The organism is Pseudomonas sp. NY15374 (assembly GCF_048068255.1).
Lineage (GTDB): Bacteria > Pseudomonadota > Gammaproteobacteria > Pseudomonadales > Pseudomonadaceae > Aquipseudomonas > Aquipseudomonas machongensis.
The window spans coordinates 57,803-74,675 of sequence record NZ_JBLUPZ010000019.1; the positions used below are offsets into that span (position 1 = coordinate 57,803).

Annotated in this window: 30 protein-coding genes; all 30 read right to left on the bottom strand. The window is 56.7% G+C overall.

Annotation, left to right across the window (positions count from 1 at the left end):
• Positions 1-18: 18 nt before the first annotated feature.
• Positions 19-639 (bottom strand): 30S ribosomal protein S4, encoded by a 621-nt coding sequence (gene rpsD, locus ACNFHO_RS26825; RefSeq protein WP_063542477.1) that lies wholly within the window; start codon positions 637-639, stop codon positions 19-21.
• Between the two features lie 15 nt (positions 640-654).
• Entirely contained in the window at positions 655-1,044 is a 390-nt protein-coding gene (gene rpsK / locus ACNFHO_RS26830; protein ID WP_003255454.1) for a 30S ribosomal protein S11, read from the bottom strand.
• Between the two features lie 18 nt (positions 1,045-1,062).
• Positions 1,063-1,419, bottom strand: coding sequence for a 30S ribosomal protein S13 (gene rpsM, locus ACNFHO_RS26835; RefSeq protein WP_003257112.1), 357 nt, complete (start codon positions 1,417-1,419; stop codon positions 1,063-1,065).
• A gap of 131 nt (positions 1,420-1,550) precedes the next feature.
• Positions 1,551-1,667: a 50S ribosomal protein L36 gene (rpmJ, locus tag ACNFHO_RS26840; RefSeq protein WP_011531897.1), complete on the bottom strand. Its 117-nt coding sequence runs from the start codon at positions 1,665-1,667 to the stop codon at positions 1,551-1,553.
• A 28-nt stretch (positions 1,668-1,695) separates the two neighbouring features.
• Positions 1,696-3,027, bottom strand: a complete 1,332-nt coding sequence (secY, locus tag ACNFHO_RS26845; protein ID WP_003255459.1) for a preprotein translocase subunit SecY — start codon at positions 3,025-3,027, stop codon at positions 1,696-1,698.
• Entirely contained in the window at positions 3,028-3,462 is a 435-nt protein-coding gene (rplO, locus tag ACNFHO_RS26850) for a 50S ribosomal protein L15 (protein WP_054893563.1), read from the bottom strand.
• A 3-nt stretch (positions 3,463-3,465) separates the two neighbouring features.
• Positions 3,466-3,642: a 50S ribosomal protein L30 gene (gene rpmD, locus ACNFHO_RS26855; RefSeq protein ID WP_029614570.1), complete on the bottom strand. Its 177-nt coding sequence runs from the start codon at positions 3,640-3,642 to the stop codon at positions 3,466-3,468.
• 2 nt (positions 3,643-3,644) lie between these two features.
• Complete coding sequence (gene rpsE, locus ACNFHO_RS26860; RefSeq protein ID WP_003255465.1) at positions 3,645-4,145, bottom strand: 30S ribosomal protein S5; 501 nt, start codon at positions 4,143-4,145, stop codon at positions 3,645-3,647.
• Positions 4,146-4,148: 3 nt separating this feature from the next.
• Positions 4,149-4,499 (bottom strand): 50S ribosomal protein L18, encoded by a 351-nt coding sequence (gene rplR, locus ACNFHO_RS26865; protein ID WP_023629183.1) that lies wholly within the window; start codon positions 4,497-4,499, stop codon positions 4,149-4,151.
• Positions 4,500-4,509: 10 nt separating this feature from the next.
• Entirely contained in the window at positions 4,510-5,043 is a 534-nt protein-coding gene (gene rplF / locus ACNFHO_RS26870; protein WP_027594874.1) for a 50S ribosomal protein L6, read from the bottom strand.
• Positions 5,044-5,055: 12 nt separating this feature from the next.
• Positions 5,056-5,448: a 30S ribosomal protein S8 gene (gene rpsH / locus ACNFHO_RS26875; RefSeq protein WP_023382627.1), complete on the bottom strand. Its 393-nt coding sequence runs from the start codon at positions 5,446-5,448 to the stop codon at positions 5,056-5,058.
• A gap of 209 nt (positions 5,449-5,657) precedes the next feature.
• Positions 5,658-5,963, bottom strand: a complete 306-nt coding sequence (gene rpsN / locus ACNFHO_RS26880; protein ID WP_013970638.1) for a 30S ribosomal protein S14 — start codon at positions 5,961-5,963, stop codon at positions 5,658-5,660.
• Between the two features lie 13 nt (positions 5,964-5,976).
• A complete protein-coding gene (gene rplE / locus ACNFHO_RS26885) occupies positions 5,977-6,516 on the bottom strand; it encodes a 50S ribosomal protein L5 (protein WP_003255474.1) in 540 nt (179 codons plus the stop codon).
• A 20-nt stretch (positions 6,517-6,536) separates the two neighbouring features.
• A complete protein-coding gene (gene rplX, locus ACNFHO_RS26890; RefSeq protein ID WP_003255476.1) occupies positions 6,537-6,851 on the bottom strand; it encodes a 50S ribosomal protein L24 in 315 nt (104 codons plus the stop codon).
• An 11-nt stretch (positions 6,852-6,862) separates the two neighbouring features.
• Entirely contained in the window at positions 6,863-7,231 is a 369-nt protein-coding gene (rplN, locus tag ACNFHO_RS26895; RefSeq protein ID WP_011063774.1) for a 50S ribosomal protein L14, read from the bottom strand.
• Positions 7,232-7,254: 23 nt separating this feature from the next.
• Positions 7,255-7,521 (bottom strand): 30S ribosomal protein S17, encoded by a 267-nt coding sequence (rpsQ, locus tag ACNFHO_RS26900; RefSeq protein WP_023534981.1) that lies wholly within the window; start codon positions 7,519-7,521, stop codon positions 7,255-7,257.
• Between the two features lie 2 nt (positions 7,522-7,523).
• Positions 7,524-7,715, bottom strand: a complete 192-nt coding sequence (gene rpmC, locus ACNFHO_RS26905) for a 50S ribosomal protein L29 (RefSeq protein ID WP_002555481.1) — start codon at positions 7,713-7,715, stop codon at positions 7,524-7,526.
• A complete protein-coding gene (gene rplP / locus ACNFHO_RS26910; protein ID WP_009397508.1) occupies positions 7,715-8,128 on the bottom strand; it encodes a 50S ribosomal protein L16 in 414 nt (137 codons plus the stop codon). Before rplP ends, rpmC begins: the two co-directional genes overlap by 1 nt.
• A 12-nt stretch (positions 8,129-8,140) precedes the next feature.
• Positions 8,141-8,827 carry a 30S ribosomal protein S3 gene (gene rpsC / locus ACNFHO_RS26915; RefSeq protein WP_003255481.1) on the bottom strand — a complete coding sequence of 229 codons (687 nt, stop codon included), beginning with the start codon at positions 8,825-8,827 and terminating at the stop codon, positions 8,141-8,143.
• Positions 8,828-8,840: 13 nt separating this feature from the next.
• Positions 8,841-9,173, bottom strand: coding sequence for a 50S ribosomal protein L22 (rplV, locus tag ACNFHO_RS26920; protein WP_003103908.1), 333 nt, complete (start codon positions 9,171-9,173; stop codon positions 8,841-8,843).
• 11 nt (positions 9,174-9,184) lie between these two features.
• Positions 9,185-9,460, bottom strand: a complete 276-nt coding sequence (gene rpsS / locus ACNFHO_RS26925; protein ID WP_010486981.1) for a 30S ribosomal protein S19 — start codon at positions 9,458-9,460, stop codon at positions 9,185-9,187.
• A 16-nt stretch (positions 9,461-9,476) separates the two neighbouring features.
• Positions 9,477-10,301: a 50S ribosomal protein L2 gene (gene rplB, locus ACNFHO_RS26930; RefSeq protein ID WP_029614573.1), complete on the bottom strand. Its 825-nt coding sequence runs from the start codon at positions 10,299-10,301 to the stop codon at positions 9,477-9,479.
• Between the two features lie 14 nt (positions 10,302-10,315).
• On the bottom strand, positions 10,316-10,615 hold the full coding sequence (rplW, locus tag ACNFHO_RS26935; protein WP_003255484.1) for a 50S ribosomal protein L23: 300 nt from the start codon (positions 10,613-10,615) through the stop codon (positions 10,316-10,318).
• Positions 10,612-11,214, bottom strand: coding sequence for a 50S ribosomal protein L4 (gene rplD, locus ACNFHO_RS26940; RefSeq protein ID WP_009397517.1), 603 nt, complete (start codon positions 11,212-11,214; stop codon positions 10,612-10,614). The genes rplW and rplD overlap by 4 nt, the downstream gene beginning before the upstream one ends.
• A 12-nt stretch (positions 11,215-11,226) precedes the next feature.
• A complete protein-coding gene (gene rplC / locus ACNFHO_RS26945; protein ID WP_054893562.1) occupies positions 11,227-11,862 on the bottom strand; it encodes a 50S ribosomal protein L3 in 636 nt (211 codons plus the stop codon).
• An 81-nt stretch (positions 11,863-11,943) separates the two neighbouring features.
• Positions 11,944-12,255: a 30S ribosomal protein S10 gene (gene rpsJ, locus ACNFHO_RS26950; RefSeq protein ID WP_003186070.1), complete on the bottom strand. Its 312-nt coding sequence runs from the start codon at positions 12,253-12,255 to the stop codon at positions 11,944-11,946.
• Between the two features lie 141 nt (positions 12,256-12,396).
• On the bottom strand, positions 12,397-13,590 hold the full coding sequence (gene tuf, locus ACNFHO_RS26955) for an elongation factor Tu (RefSeq protein ID WP_013970626.1): 1,194 nt from the start codon (positions 13,588-13,590) through the stop codon (positions 12,397-12,399).
• A gap of 27 nt (positions 13,591-13,617) precedes the next feature.
• Entirely contained in the window at positions 13,618-15,765 is a 2,148-nt protein-coding gene (gene fusA / locus ACNFHO_RS26960) for an elongation factor G (protein ID WP_054893561.1), read from the bottom strand.
• Between the two features lie 30 nt (positions 15,766-15,795).
• The gene (rpsG, locus tag ACNFHO_RS26965) at positions 15,796-16,266 is read right to left on the bottom strand and encodes a 30S ribosomal protein S7 (protein ID WP_003246741.1); all 471 of its coding nucleotides are present in this window, start codon (positions 16,264-16,266) and stop codon (positions 15,796-15,798) included.
• A gap of 106 nt (positions 16,267-16,372) precedes the next feature.
• The gene (rpsL, locus tag ACNFHO_RS26970; RefSeq protein WP_003255492.1) at positions 16,373-16,744 is read right to left on the bottom strand and encodes a 30S ribosomal protein S12; all 372 of its coding nucleotides are present in this window, start codon (positions 16,742-16,744) and stop codon (positions 16,373-16,375) included.
• Positions 16,745-16,873 lie beyond the last annotated feature (129 nt).

Below are 16,873 nucleotides of genomic sequence, written 5' to 3' on the forward strand. Positions count from 1 at the left end.
GCACCTATTTTCTAGCCCTTACTTGGAGTAGAGCTCGACAATCAGGTTTTCGTTGATGTCGGCGGACAGATCGCTGCGAGCAGGAACGTTCTTGAAAACGCCCGACTTTTTAGCAGAATCAACGTCTACCCACTCAACGCGGCCACGCTGGGCGCACAGTTCAAGGGCTTGAACAATGCGCAGCTGGTTCAGCGACTTCTCACGAACCGCGACCACGTCACCCGGACGAACTTGGTAGGATGGAATGTTTACGGTCTTGCCGTTAACGCTGATCGCTTTGTGCGAAACCAGCTGACGGGATTCGGAACGAGTCGAACCGAAGCCCATACGGTAAACGACGTTGTCCAGGCGGCATTCCAGCAGTTGCAGCAGGTTCTCACCAGTAGCGCCTTTTTTCGAGGCTGCGACTTGGTAGTAACCGCGGAACTGGCGCTCCAGGACACCGTAGATACGGCGGACTTTTTGTTTCTCGCGCAGCTGGGTACCGTAGTCGGACTGACGGCCACGGCGCTGGCCGTGTACACCTGGGGCTGCTTCGATGTTGCACTTCGATTCCAGAGCGCGAACGCCGCTCTTCAGGAACAGGTCAGTGCCTTCACGGCGAGACAGTTTGCATTTTGGACCAATGTAACGTGCCATTTATCTGTCTCCTGATTACACGCGACGCTTCTTCGGCGGACGGCACCCGTTATGCGGGATTGGCGTCACGTCGGTGATGCTGGCGATCTTGTAGCCGCAGCTGTTCAGTGCACGAACGGCGGACTCACGACCTGGACCTGGACCCTTGACGTTCACGTCGAGGTTCTTCAGACCGTATTCCAGCGCAGCTTGACCAGCGCGCTCAGCAGCGATCTGAGCTGCGAACGGGGTGGATTTGCGCGAACCACGGAAACCCGAACCACCGGAAGTCGCCCAGGACAACGCGTTGCCCTGACGGTCGGTGATGGTCACGATGGTGTTGTTGAAAGACGCATGGATGTGGGCGATGCCATCAACCACTGTCTTTTTGACTTTTTTACGAGGACGAGCAGCAGGTTTTGCCATGTCTATATTCCTGGGCGATTACTTGCGGATCGGCTTACGCGGGCCCTTACGGGTGCGTGCGTTGGTCTTGGTGCGCTGACCGCGAACCGGCAGACCTTTACGATGACGCAGGCCGCGGTAGCAACCCAGGTCCATCAAGCGCTTGATCTTCATGTTGATGTCACGGCGCAGGTCACCTTCGGTGGTGAACTTCGCGACTTCGCCACGCAGGGTTTCGATTTGCTCGTCGCTCAGATCCTTGATCTTAGCGGCTGGATTTACACCAGCGTCTGCACAGATTTTCTGTGCAGTTGTGCGACCGACACCATAGATGTAGGTCAGCGAGATAACAGCATGCTTGTTATCTGGAATGTTGACGCCTGCAATACGGGCCATTCAGTGGGACTCCAATTGACAGCTACCTACGCCCCGGAAGCCAAGAAATAGGGCGCGAGATAATATCGCTGTAGAAACGAATAATCAACCCAGCAGCACACTAGCTGCTGGGTTTGAAGCGCAGATCACACTCAGCCTTGGCGCTGCTTGTGACGCGGTTCCGCGCTGCAGATCACGCGCACGATACCTTCGCGACGAATGATCTTGCAGTTGCGGCACAGCTTTTTCACCGATGCACGAACTTTCATTACCGACTCCTCGAACCTTAGGGGTCTATCAGCGCAGCAGACCGCTGCCACCGTAGCCTTTCAGGTTGGCTTTCTTCATCAGGGATTCGTACTGGTGCGAAACGAGGTGCGATTGTACTTGGGACATGAAGTCCATCACAACCACTACCACAATCAGCAACGAGGTCCCGCCAAGGTAGAACGGCACGTTTGCTGCCACCACCAGGAACTGGGGCAGAAGGCAGACGGCCATCATGTAAAGAGCACCGAACATGGTCAAACGGGTCAGAACGCCATCAATGTAGCGCGCCGACTGCTCACCAGGACGGATACCCGGAATAAAGGCACCGGACTTCTTCAGGTTTTCCGCTACGTCTTTCGGGTTGAACATCAACGCTGTGTAGAAGAAGCAGAAGAAGATGATCCCTGCACTAAACAGCAGAATGTTCAACGGCTGACCAGGAGCGATCGACTGCGAGATGTCCTGCAGCCAGCCCATACCCTCGGACTGACCGAACCAGGCACCCAGCGAAGCCGGGAACAGCAAGATGCTGCTCGCGAAAATGGCAGGAATGACGCCCGCCATGTTCACTTTCAGCGGCAAGTGGCTGGTCTGCGCAGCGAAGACCTTGCGGCCCTGCTGACGCTTGGCGTAGTGAACGGCGATACGACGCTGACCACGCTCAATGAACACCACGAAACCGATAATCGCTACTGCAAGCAAACCGATAGCGACCAGGGCGAAGATGTTGATATCGCCTGTGCGCGCAGACTCGAAAGACTGCCCGATTGCTCTCGGAAGACCGGCAACGATACCTGCGAAGATCAACATCGAGATACCGTTGCCCACACCGCGCTCGGTGATCTGCTCGCCGAGCCACATCATGAACATTGCGCCAGCCACGAAGGTGGAGACGGCAACGACATGGAAGCCCAGGCCAGCAGAAAACGCCACGCCCTGGTTGGCCAGGCCAATGGACATGCCAATGGCTTGAACCAGCGCCAGGATAACGGTGCCGTAGCGGGTGTACTGGCTGATCTTGCGACGGCCAGCTTCACCTTCCTTCTTCAACTGCTCCAGCTGAGGGCTGACTGCGGTCATGAGCTGCATGATGATCGATGCCGAGATGTACGGCATGATCCCCAGTGCAAAGATGCTCATGCGCTCCAGCGCACCACCGGAAAACATGTTGAACAAGCTAAGAATGGTCCCCTCATTCTGTCGAAACAGATCCGCCAGACGGTCTGGATTGATGCCAGGCACCGGGATATGTGCGCCGATCCGATAGACGATGATCGCCATGAACAGAAAGCGCAGACGAGCCCAGAGTTCCGACATCCCGCCCTTACCGAGCGAAGAGAGAGCACCTTGCTTAGCCATTTATTCCTCGAACTTGCCGCCAGCTGCTTCGATAGCCGCACGCGCACCTTTGGTGACGGCGATGCCCTTGATAGTGACTGCGCGAGTGACTTCGCCGGACAGCATGATTTTCACACGCTGTACATGCTGGCCAATCACGTTGGCGTCTTTCAGGGACTGTACGGAGATCACGTCGCCTTCCACCTTGGCCAGCTCGGACAGACGCACTTCGGCGCGATCCATGGCTTTCAGGGAAACGAAGCCGAACTTCGGCAGACGACGGTGCAGCGGCTGTTGACCGCCTTCGAAGCCCGGAGCGATGGTGCCACCGGAACGGGAGGTCTGACCTTTGTGACCACGGCCACCAGTCTTGCCCAAACCGCTACCGATACCACGACCCGGACGATGCTTCTCGCGACGGGAACCCGGCGCTGGACTCAGATCATTGAGTTTCATCGATTAACCCTCGACGCGCAGCATGTAGTAAGCCTTGTTGATCATCCCGCGATTCTCGGGAGTATCCTGGACTTCTACAGTGTGACCGATGCGACGCAGACCCAGGCCTTTAACGCACAGGATGTGGTTAGGCAGGCGGCCGGCGGTGCTCTTGATCAGCGTTACTTTTACGGTTGCCATGATCAGAAGATCTCCTCAACGCTCTTGCCGCGCTTGGCAGCAATGGATTCAGGAGATTGCATGGCTTTCAGACCCTTGAAGGTGGCGTAAACCACGTTCACTGGGTTGGTCGAACCGTAGCACTTGGCCAGAACGTTCTGGACACCAGCAACTTCCAGGACAGCACGCATTGCGCCGCCGGCGATGATACCGGTACCTTCCGAAGCAGGCTGCATGTAAACCTTCGAGGCGCCGTGGGCAGCCTTGGTGGCGTACTGCAGGGTGGTGCCCTTCAGGTCAACCTGGATCATATTGCGACGGGCAGCTTCCATGGCTTTCTGGATCGCGGCAGGTACTTCGCGCGATTTGCCACGGCCGAAGCCGACGCGACCTTTGCCATCACCTACCACGGTCAGCGCGGTGAAGGTGAAGATACGGCCGCCTTTAACGGTTTTAGCAACGCGGTTAACTTGAACCAGCTTCTCGATGTAGCCTTCGTCGCGCTTTTGATCGTTATTTGCCATAACTTAGAACTCCAGTCCGCCTTCACGAGCAGCATCGGCCAGCGCCTTGACGCGACCATGGTACTTGAAGCCGGAACGGTCAAAGGCAACTTGAGATACACCGGCGGCTTTCGCACGCTCAGCTACCAGCTTGCCAACCTTAGTGGCCGCGTCGATGTTGCCGGTGGCGCCATCACGCAGTTCTTTGTCCAAGGTCGAGGCGCTTGCCAGAACCTTGCTGCCGTCGGCCGAAATGACCTGGGCATAGATGTGCTGCGAGGAGCGGAACACGCACAGACGCACGGCTTCGAGCTCGTGCATTTTCAGGCGTGCTTTGCGAGCGCGACGCAGTCGAATAACTTTTTTGTCGGTCATTTGCTAGGCCCTACTTCTTCTTGGCTTCTTTACGACGGACTACTTCGTCCGCGTAACGCACACCCTTGCCTTTGTAAGGCTCTGGCGGACGGAAGTCGCGGATTTCAGCGGCCACCTGACCCACCAGCTGCTTGTCGATACCCTTGATCAGGATGTCGGTCTGGCTTGGGGTTTCAGCGGTGATACCGGCTGGCAGTTCGTAGTCCACTGGATGCGAGAAGCCCAGAGCCAGGTTCAGGATGGTGCCCTTGGCCTGTGCCTTGTAACCAACACCGACCAACTGGAGCTTGCGCTCGAAGCCTTGGCTTACGCCCTGGACCATGTTGTTCACCAGAGCACGGGTGGTACCGGCCATGGCACGAGCTTGCTGGTCACCGTTGCGAGCGACGAAGCGCAGCTCGCCGGACTCTTCGGTAACTTCAACAGACGAGTGAACGTTCAGTTCGAGAGTGCCCTTGGCACCCTTCACCGAAAGCTGCTGGCCGGCGAATTTGACTTCGACACCGGATGGCAGCTTAACGGGGTTCTTAGCGACGCGAGACATGCCTATCTCCCCTTAGAACACTGTGCACAGAACTTCGCCACCGACACCGGCAGCGCGCGCAGCGCGATCAGTCATCACACCTTTGTTGGTGGAGACGATAGACACGCCCAGACCGCCACGTACTTTCGGCAGGTCAGAGACGGACTTGTACTGGCGCAGGCCTGGACGGCTGGAGCGCTTCAGTTCCTCGATGACCGGACGGCCTTCGAAGTACTTCAGTTCGATCGACAGGGAAGGCTTGGCTTCGCCACTGACCTGATAGCCAGCGATGTAACCTTCGTCCTTCAGAACTTTGGCAACCGCGACCTTCAGAGTGGAGGAAGGCATGCTTACGACGGACTTTTCAGCCATCTGGGCATTACGGATGCGAGTTAGCATGTCCGCTAACGGGTCCTGCATACTCATGGGCTAGATGCTCCTGATACAAGAATTATTAGCCTTGCGGCTATCACAACCACCTGACCGCCCCGGGCAAAAAACCCAGGCTCAGGTGAGCCGGTCATTCTAGACACAAGACAGAAACGAAACAAGCCCCACGAGGGGGCTTGTTTTTTGGCGATGTCACCGGCGGTCGGAAGATTGCTCCCCTTACGCCGGGATCACACCTGCAGCGATTACCAGGAGGCCTTGACCAGACCTGGTACGTCACCACGCATTGCAGCTTGACGCAGCATGTTACGGCCCAGGCCGAACTTACGGTAAACACCGTGAGGACGACCGGTCAGGCGGCAACGGTTGCGCAGACGCGAGGCGCTGGCATCACGAGGCTGCTTCTGCAGAGCGACAACGGCAGCGAAACGCTCTTCTGGAGAGGCGTTCAGGTTGACGATGGTCGCTTTCAGCTCGGCACGCTTTTTGGCGTACTTGGCTACCGTGAGCTGACGCTTCAGCTCGCGGTTTTTCATGCTCTTCTTGGCCATTTTCCTACTCCAATCAGTTGCGGAACGGGAACTTGAATGCACGCAGCAGAGCGCGGCCTTCGTCGTCCGAACGAGCAGTGGTGGTCAGGGTGATGTCCAAACCGCGCAGAGCATCGATCTTGTCGTAGTCGATTTCCGGGAAGATGATCTGCTCTTTCACGCCCATGCTGTAGTTGCCACGACCATCGAAGGACTTGGCATTCAGGCCGCGGAAGTCGCGAACCCGAGGCAGGGAGATCGCCAGCAGGCGGTCCAGGAATTCGTACATCTTGTCGCTACGCAGGGTCACCTTGACGCCGATCGGCCAGCCTTCACGGACTTTGAAGCCCGCGATGGATTTACGAGCGAAAGTCACGACCGGCTTTTGACCGGTGATCTTTTCCAGGTCGGCAACTGCGTGCTCGATGACTTTCTTGTCGCCGATCGCTTCGCCCAGACCCATGTTCAGGGTGATCTTGGTAACGCGCGGAACTTCCATCACGTTCGACAGCTTAAGTTCTTCCTTAAGCTTGGGAGCGATTTCGTTCCGGTAAATCTCTTTCAGTCGTGCCATGGTCTTCTACCTAGCAGTGTTCAAGCATCAACCGCTTTTTGGGTCGACTTGAAGACACGAATTTTCTTACCGTCTTCTACTTTGAAACCAACGCGGTCAGCCTTGTTGGTTTCGCCATTGAAGATGGCAACGTTGGAAGCGTGCAGAGGCGCTTCTTTCTCGACGATACCGCCCTGAACGCCTGCCATCGGGTTCGGCTTGGTATGACGCTTGACCAGGTTGACACCACCGATGACCAGACGGTCATCAGCGAGAACCTTCAGCACCTTACCGCGCTTACCCTTGTCTTTGCCGGCGATCACGATGATCTCGTCGTCACGACGAATCTTTTGCATGTCGGATCTCCTTACAGCACTTCAGGGGCGAGCGAGACGATCTTCATGAACTTCTCGTTACGAAGCTCACGGGTCACTGGCCCGAAGATGCGGGTACCGATCGGCTCTTGCTTGTTGTTCAGCAGAACAGCAGCGTTGCCGTCGAAACGAATGATGGAACCGTCAGCGCGACGTACACCGTGACGGGTACGGACGACAACAGCGGTCATCACCTGGCCTTTCTTGACCTTACCGCGAGGAATCGCTTCCTTGACGGTAACTTTGATGATGTCACCGATGCCGGCGTAACGGCGGTGCGAACCGCCGAGAACCTTGATGCACATGACGCGACGAGCGCCGCTGTTATCGGCCACATCGAGCATGGATTGAGTCTGAATCATAAAATTTCTCCGACCCCTAGCCCTTAGACTTCAACAGCGCGTTCGAGGACTTCAACCAGTGCCCAGGACTTGGTCTTGGCCAGCGGACGAGTTTCGGTGATCGAAACCTTGTCGCCGATCTTGCACTGGTTGGTTTCGTCGTGCGCGTGCAGCTTAGTCGAACGCTTAACGTATTTACCGTAGATCGGGTGCTTAACGCGACGCTCGATCAGAACGGTGATGGTCTTGTCCATTTTGTCGCTGACGACACGGCCAGTCAGCGTACGGACGGTTTTTTCAGCTTCAGCCATGATCACTTACCTGCCTGCTGGTTGAGCACAGTTTTCACGCGAGCGATGTCACGCTTAACTTGCGAGAGCAGGTGCGACTGCCCCAACTGGCCAGTTGCTTTCTGCATACGCAGATTGAACTGGTCGCGCAGCAAGCCGAGCAGTTGCTCATTCAGTTGCTGTGCCGATTTTTCACGAAGTTCATTCGCTTTCATCACATCACCGTCCGCTTAACAAAGGAGGTGGCGAGAGGCAGCTTTGCAGCAGCCAGGGCGAAAGCTTCGCGCGCCAGCTCTTCAGAAACACCCTCGATCTCGTACAGGACTTTGCCTGGCTGGATCTGGGCAACCCAGTACTCCACGGAACCCTTACCTTTACCCATACGAACCTCGAGAGGCTTCTTGGTAACCGGCTTGTCCGGGAATACACGGATCCAGATCTTGCCGCCACGTTTTACGTGACGGGTCAGCGCACGACGCGCCGACTCGATCTGGCGGGCGGTGAGACGACCGCGAGCGACAGCTTTCAGAGCGAACTCGCCGAAGCTGACCTTGCTACCGCGCAGTGCCAGACCACGGTTGTGGCCGGTCATCTGCTTGCGGAATTTTGTACGCTTTGGTTGCAACATTTGGCGTACCCCTTACTTAGCAGCTTTTTTACGAGGCGCTGGTGCTTGCGGCTTCAGCTCTTCCTGGCGACCACCAATTACTTCGCCTTTGAAGATCCAAACCTTCACACCGATCACACCATAGGTGGTGTGAGCTTCGTAGGTGTTGTAGTCGATATCGGCACGCAGGGTGTGCAGAGGCACACGACCTTCGCGATACCACTCAGTACGGGCGATCTCGGCACCGCCGAGACGACCGCTCACCTGGATCTTGATGCCTTTGGCACCAATACGCATGGCGTTTTGTACGGCGCGCTTCATGGCGCGACGGAACATAACGCGGCGCTCCAGCTGCTGGGCAACGCTTTGCGCAACCAGCATGGCGTCGAGTTCCGGCTTGCGGATCTCTTCGATGTTGATGTGCACAGGCACACCCATCTGCTTGGTCAGGTCCTGACGCAGCTTCTCTACATCCTCACCCTTCTTGCCGATAACGATACCGGGACGAGCGGTGTGGATGGTGATGCGAGCAGTTTGAGCCGGACGATGAATATCGATACGGCTTACGGACGCGCTTTTTAGTTTGTCTTGGAGGTACTCACGCGTTTTCAGATCCTTCAACAGGTAATCTGCGTAAGTAGCACCGTCTGCGTACCAGACGGAGGTGTGCTCCTTGACGATTCCCAGGCGAATGCCAGTGGGATGTACTTTCTGACCCATCTGATCGACTCCGTTACTTGTCCGCAACCTTGACAGTGATATGGCAAGACCGCTTGACGATGCGATCAGCGCGGCCTTTGGCACGCGGCATGATGCGCTTCAGCGAACGCCCTTCGTTGACGAAAACGGTGCTGACCTTCAGGTCATCAACGTCTGCGCCTTCGTTGTGTTCGGCGTTGGCAACGGCCGACTCGAGGACTTTCTTCATGATTTCAGCGGCTTTTTTGCTGCTGAAGGCCAACAGGTTGAGCGCTTCGCCCACCTTCTTCCCGCGGATCTGGTCGGCGACCAAGCGGGCTTTCTGGGCGGAGATTCGAGCGCCCGACAACTTAGCGGCTACTTCCATTTCCTTACCCCTTAACGCTTGGCTTTCTTGTCAGCCACGTGCCCGCGATAGGTGCGGGTACCGGCGAACTCGCCCAGTTTGTGGCCGACCATGTCTTCGTTCACGAGAACTGGGACGTGTTGGCGACCGTTGTGTACCGCGATGGTCAGACCGACCATTTGTGGCAGGATCATCGAACGGCGCGACCAGGTTTTCACTGGCTTGCGATCGTTCTTCTCCACCGCCACTTCGATCTTCTTCAGCAGGTGAAGATCGATAAAAGGACCTTTTTTCAGAGAACGTGGCACTGTCGTATCCCTCTAGTTACTTGCGACGACGGACGATCATGTTGTCGGTACGCTTATTACCACGGGTTTTCGCACCCTTGGTTGGGAAGCCCCATGGCGATACCGGATGACGACCACCGGAGGTACGACCTTCACCACCACCATGTGGGTGGTCAACCGGGTTCATGGCAACACCACGAACGGTTGGGCGAACGCCGCGCCAGCGTTTGGCACCAGCTTTACCCAGCGAACGCAGGCTGTGCTCGGAGTTCGAGACTTCACCCAGGGTCGCACGGCATTCAGCCAGTACTTTGCGCATCTCACCGGAGCGCAGACGCAGAGTCACGTAGGCACCTTCACGAGCGATCAGCTGAGCCGAAGCACCAGCGGAACGAGCGATCTGTGCACCTTTACCCGGCTTCAGTTCGATGCCGTGAATGGTGCTACCTACCGGGATGTTGCGCAGTTGCAGGGAGTTACCGGCCTTGATTGGGGCCAGGGCACCTGCGATCAGCTGGTCGCCAGCGCTCACGCCTTTAGGGGCGATGATGTAGCGACGCTCGCCGTCTGCGTAGCACAGCAGGGCGATGTGAGCAGTACGGTTTGGATCGTATTCCACGCGCTCGACAGTGGCTGGAATGCCATCTTTGTCGTTGCGACGGAAGTCGACCAGACGGTAATGCTGCTTGTGACCACCACCAACGTGACGAGTGGTAATGCGGCCATTGTTGTTACGACCACCAGACTTCGATTTCTTCTCGAGCAGCGGTGCGTGAGGAGCGCCTTTGTGCAGCTCCTTGTTGACCACCTTGACCACGAAACGGCGGCCAGGGGAAGTCGGTTTGCATTTAACGATTGCCATGATGCACCCCTTCCTTACTCAGCACTGCTGCTGAAATCGAGATCTTGGCCTGGCTGAAGGGAGACGATCGCCTTCTTCCAGTCATTACGCTTGCCCAGACCACGTGCGGTACGCTTGGTTTTACCCAGGACGTTGACAGTCGACACGTTTTCAACTTTTACGTTGAACAGGCCTTCGACAGCTTTCTTGATTTCCAGCTTGGTTGCATCGGTAGCAACCTTGAATACGAACTGGCCTTTTTTCTCAGCCAGAACGGTAGCCTTCTCGGAAACGTGCGGGCCAAGGAGGACTTTGAATACGCGTTCCTGGTTCATCCCAGCAGCTCCTCGAATTTCTTCACGGCGGAGACAGTGATCAACACTTTCTCGTAGGCGATCAGGCTGACCGGGTCGGAACCCTGGACGTCACGTACGTCGACGTGCGGCAGGTTACGAGCAGCCAGGTACAGATTCTGATCAACTGCGTCCGAAACGATCAGTACGTCGTTCAGGCCCATGCCGTTCAGCTTGTTCAGCAGGTCTTTGGTTTTCGGCGCTTCGACAGCGAAGTCCTGAACCACGACCAGACGATCGCTACGCACCAGCTCGGAGAGGATGGAGCGCAGTGCAGCGCGGTACATCTTCTTGTTGAGCTTCTGCGAGTGATCCTGAGGGCGAGCTGCGAAGGTGACACCACCGCCACGCCAGATCGGACCGCGAGTGGTACCGGCACGAGCACGGCCAGTACCCTTCTGACGCCATGGGCGCTTACCGCCACCGGCTACGTCAGAGCGGGTCTTCTGCTGCTTGGTGCCCTGACGGCCGCCGGCCATGTAGGCCACGACTGCTTGGTGTACCAGCGTCTCGTTGAATTCGCCACCGAAAGTCAGTTCGGAAACTTCGATCGCCTGAGCGTCATTTACATTGAGTTGCATGTCAGTTTCCCCTTAACCGCGAGCCTTGACAGCCGGACGCACAACCACGTCGCCGCCAGTAGCGCCTGGAACGGCACCCTTGATCAGCAGCAGGTTGCGTTCAGCGTCTACGCGTACTACTTCCAGGGACTGTACAGTCACGCGCTCAGCGCCCATGTGACCGGACATCTTCTTGCCCTTGAATACACGACCAGGAGTCTGGCACTGGCCGATGGAGCCAGGGACACGGTGCGATACGGAGTTACCGTGGGTGTTGTCCTGACCACGGAAGTTCCAACGCTTGATGGTACCGGCGAAGCCTTTACCTTTGGACTGACCGGTTACGTCTACCAGCTGGCCTGCAGTGAAGAGTTCAGCTTTGATCAGATCGCCAGCCTGGAAATCGCCTTCTTCAAGACGGAACTCCCAGACACCGCGACCAGCGGCAACGTTAGCCTTGGCGAAGTGACCTGCCTGAGCGGCAGTCACGCGCGAAGCACGACGCTCGCCGACAGTGACTTGCACTGCACGGTAGCCATCGGTTTCTTCAGTTTTGAACTGGGTGACACGATTCGGCTCGATCTCGATGACCGTGACCGGAATGGAGACACCTTCTTCGGTGAAAATGCGGGTCATACCGCACTTGCGACCGACTACACCAATAGTCATGTTGTAAACCTCATGAGTGTACGGGGCTTTCACCCGCTATGGCCGCCCATTTCAGAGCGTTACACGACTCAGACCGAAGTCTTAGCCGAGGCTGATCTGCACTTCCACACCTGCCGCGAGATCAAGCTTCATCAGCGCATCAACGGTTTTATCCGTTGGCTGGACGATGTCCAGAACGCGCTTATGAGTGCGAATCTCGTACTGGTCACGCGCGTCTTTGTTGACGTGCGGGGAGACCAGAACGGTGAAACGCTCTTTGCGGGTAGGCAGTGGAATTGGACCACGCACTTGTGCACCAGTACGTTTCGCGGTTTCCACGATTTCCTGGGTGGATTGGTCGATCAGGCGATGGTCGAAAGCCTTCAACCTGATACGGATTTGCTGATTTTGCATTGGATTTCAGACTCCAGGCTGTTCCCAACGGACGCACTACGCCCGCTAAAAGGAGGCGTGATTCTATAGACGCCCCTATTTAGTGTCAACCCAATAAAAAAAACCCCCGCTAAGCGGGGGTTTTTTCAATCGGTCGAGTGATTACTCGATGATTTTGGCTACGACGCCGGCGCCGACGGTACGACCGCCTTCACGGATGGCGAAGCGCAGACCGTCTTCCATTGCGATGGTCTTGATCAGGGTGACAGTCATCTGAATGTTGTCACCTGGCATTACCATTTCAACGCCTTCCGGCAGTTCGCAGTTACCGGTCACGTCAGTGGTACGGAAGTAGAACTGAGGACGGTAGCCTTTGAAGAACGGAGTGTGACGACCGCCTTCTTCCTTCGACAGAACGTAGACTTCTGCGGTGAACTTGGTGTGCGGCTTGACCGAACCTGGCTTGACCAGAACCTGGCCACGCTCAACGTCGTCACGCTTGGTACCACGCAGCAGAACGCCGCAGTTCTCGCCAGCACGACCTTCGTCCAGCAGCTTGCGGAACATCTCAACACCGGTGCAGGTGGTGGTGGTGGTGTCACGCAGACCAACGATTTCCAGCGGATCCTGAACGCGAACGATGCCACGCTCGATACGGCCGGTAACAACGGTACCACGACCCGAGATCGAGAATACGTCTTCGATCGGCATCAGGAACGGCTGGTCGACGGCACGAACTGGCTCAGGGATGTAGGCATCCAGAGTTTCTACCAGCTTCTTGACAGCGGTAGTGCCCATTTCGTTGTCGTCTTTGCCTTCCAGCGCCATACGAGCCGAACCGATGATGATCGGAGTGTCGTCGCCTGGGAAGTCGTAGGTGGACAGCAGGTCGCGAACTTCCATCTCGACCAGTTCCAGCAGCTCAGCGTCGTCTACCAGGTCAGCCTTGTTCAGGAAGACCACGATGTACGGAACGCCTACCTGACGGGACAGCAGGATGTGCTCACGGGTTTGTGGCATCGGACCATCGGCAGCCGAGCAAACCAGGATCGCGCCGTCCATCTGGGCAGCACCGGTGATCATGTTCTTCACGTAGTCAGCGTGACCTGGGCAGTCAACGTGAGCGTAGTGACGAATGTTCGAGTTGTACTCGACGTGAGCGGTGTTGATGGTGATACCGCGCGCTTTTTCTTCCGGAGCCGAGTCGATCTTGTCGAACTCAACGACTGCCGAACCGAAAACTTCGGAGCAGACGCGAGTCAGAGCTGCGGTCAGAGTGGTCTTACCGTGGTCAACGTGGCCGATAGTGCCGACGTTAACGTGGGGAAGGGAACGATCAAATTTTTCTTTAGCCACGACAGTGAACCTCTTGCCTAAAGGGGATTAGCCTTGTTTTTTAACGAGTGCTTCGACGATGTTCGACGGAGCTTCGGCGTATTTGGAGAATTCCATGGAGTAGCTTGCGCGACCCTGAGACATGGAACGAACGTCGGTCGCGTAACCGAACATCTCTCCGAGCGGTACCTCAGCAGTGATTACCTTGCCGGACACCGAGTCTTCATTACCCTGGATCATCCCGCGACGACGGCTCAGGTCACCCATCACGTCACCCAGGTAGTCTTCCGGGGTTACAACTTCGACCTTCATGATCGGCTCAAGCACCACGCCACCGCCCTTCTGGGCCAGCTGCTTGGTCGCCATCGAAGCGGCGATTTTGAACGCCATTTCGTTGGAGTCGACGTCGTGGTACGAACCGTCGAATACCGTAGCCTTCAGGCCGAGCAGCGGATAGCCGGCAACAACGCCGTTTTTCATCTGCTCTTCGATACCCTTCTGGATCGGGGCGATGAATTCCTTAGGAATCACACCACCAACGACTTCGTTGGTGAACACCAGACCTTCGGTGATGTTGCCTTTCTCGTCCACGTCCGGCTCCGAGAAACGGATCCAGCAGTGACCGAACTGACCACGACCACCCGACTGACGAACGAACTTGCCTTCGATCTCGACGTTGGACTTGGTGATCTTCTCGCGGTACGAAACCTGCGGCTTGCCGACGTTGCACTCGACGTTGAACTCGCGCTTCATGCGGTCAACGAGGATGTCCAGGTGCAGCTCACCCATACCGGAGATGATGGTCTGGCCGGTTTCTTCGTCGGTCTTGACGCGGAACGACGGGTCTTCCTGGGCCAGCTTGCCCAGAGCGATACCCATCTTCTCCTGGTCAGCCTTGGTTTTCGGCTCTACGGAGAGCGAAATTACCGGCTCAGGGAAGTCCATACGCTCGAGGATGATCGGCTTGTCGGCGTTGCACAGGGTGTCACCGGTGGTGACGTCCTTCATACCGATCAGAGCAGCGATGTCGCCAGCGCGTACTTCTTTGATCTCTTCACGCTGGTTGGCGTGCATCTGCACCATACGACCAACGCGCTCTTTCTTGCCCTTGACCGAGTTGATGACGGAGTCACCGGAGGTCAGGAAGCCCGAGTAGACGCGAACGAAGGTCAGAGTACCCACGAACGGGTCGGTGGCAATCTTGAACGCCAGGGCCGAGAACGGCTCGTTGTCGTCAGCAGGACGCTCGTCGTACTGCTCTGGAGTGACTTCATCCTTCGGCACGTCGATCAGATCAGGGTGGATACCCTTGATCGCAGGGATCTCGGTTGGCGCAGGCAGGAAGTCAATGACGGCGTCGAGAACCAGGGGAACGCCCTTGTTCTTGAACGAGGAACCGCAGACAGCAGGAACGATCTCGCTCGCCAGGGTACGGGCGCGCAGACCAGCCTTGATGTCTTCGACGGACAGGTCACCTTCTTCGAGGTACTTGTTCATCAGCTCTTCGTTGGCCTCGGCAGCAGCCTCGACCATATTGCTGCGCCATTCGTTGGCCAGGTCCACCAGCTCGGCAGGAATCTCTTCCTCGCGATAGGTGGTGCCTTTGTCGTCATCGTTCCAGTAGATGGCCTTCATCTTGATCAGGTCAACCTGACCCTGGAAGTCATCTTCAGCACCGATGGCCAGCTGGACCGGAACCGGGGTGTGACCCAGGCGGTTCTTGATCTGACCGACAACGCGCAGGAAGTTGGCACCGGCACGGTCCATCTTGTTCACGTAGACAACACGTGGAACGCCGTACTTGTTGGCCTGACGCCATACGGTTTCGGACTGAGGCTCAACGCCGGAAGTACCGCAGAACACGACGACCGCGCCGTCGAGTACACGCAGCGAACGCTCTACTTCAATGGTGAAGTCAACGTGGCCGGGGGTATCGATGACGTTTACGCGGTAGTTGTCGTACTGACCACGGGAGCCTTTCCAGAAGGTGGTAACGGCAGCGGAGGTAATGGTGATACCGCGCTCCTGCTCCTGCACCATCCAGTCGGTGGTCGCGGCGCCATCATGCACCTCGCCCATCTTGTGGCTCAGACCTGTGTAGAACAGGATCCGCTCGGTAGTGGTGGTCTTGCCCGCGTCAACGTGGGCACAGATACCAATGTTACGGTAGCGGTTAATTGCTGTAGTACGAGCCATAAAGCCCTCGCAAAATGATTGATGCTTGAATTAGAAGCGGTAGTGCGAGAACGCTTTGTTGGCTTCGGCCATACGGTGCACGTCTTCACGCTTCTTGACTGCAGCACCCTTGCCTTCGGCAGCATCCAGCAGCTCGCCGGCCAGGCGCAGGGCCATCGACTTCTCGCCGCGCTTGCGGGCGTAGTCTACGAGCCAGCGCATTGCCAGAGCGTTACGACGGGATGGACGAACTTCAACCGGAACCTGGTAAGTGGCACCGCCGACACGACGGGACTTTACTTCGACCAGCGGAGCGATGGCGTCGAGAGCTTTCTCGAAGATTTCCAGGGGGTCGCTGTTCTTGCGTGCTTTGACAGTATCCAGGGCACCGTAAACGATGCGCTCGGCTACGGCCTTCTTGCCGCTTTCCATCACGTGGTTCATGAACTTGGCGAGGATCTGAGATCCGTATTTCGGATCGTCAAGGATCTCACGTTTTGCTGCTACACGACGTCTTGGCATGATAAGCCCTCAAACGGTCTTCAGGTTAGCCCGGGACGCGGGTCTTCGACCCCTGCCCGACCTTACTCTTATCGACTCAAATAAATGGATGTCTGCAAACGACCGATTACTTCGGACGCTTGGTACCGTACTTCGAACGGCCCTGGTTACGGCCTTTGACGCCCGAAGTATCCAGAGAGCCGCGAACGGTGTGGTAACGAACACCTGGCAAGTCTTTTACACGGCCGCCACGGATCAGGACGACGCTGTGCTCTTGCAGGTTGTGGCCTTCACCGCCGATGTACGAGGAAACCTCGAAACCGTTGGTCAGACGCACACGGCATACTTTACGCAGTGCCGAGTTAGGTTTTTTCGGCGTGGTGGTGTACACACGGGTGCACACGCCACGACGCTGCGGGCAGTTCTGCAGCGCAGGAACGTCGGACTTCTCGACCGAACGCTTGCGCGGCTGACGTACCAGCTGGTTGATAGTTGCCATCTACTAGCTCCACTGATTGTCTTGCGACTCTATTGTCTTGCAAGAAAGCCAAAAATTGGCGAGACGGAGCCTCACCAAATTTAAGGGTACAAAAGTCTAAAGAGGATCTTGCACCCAGTCAAGACAAGG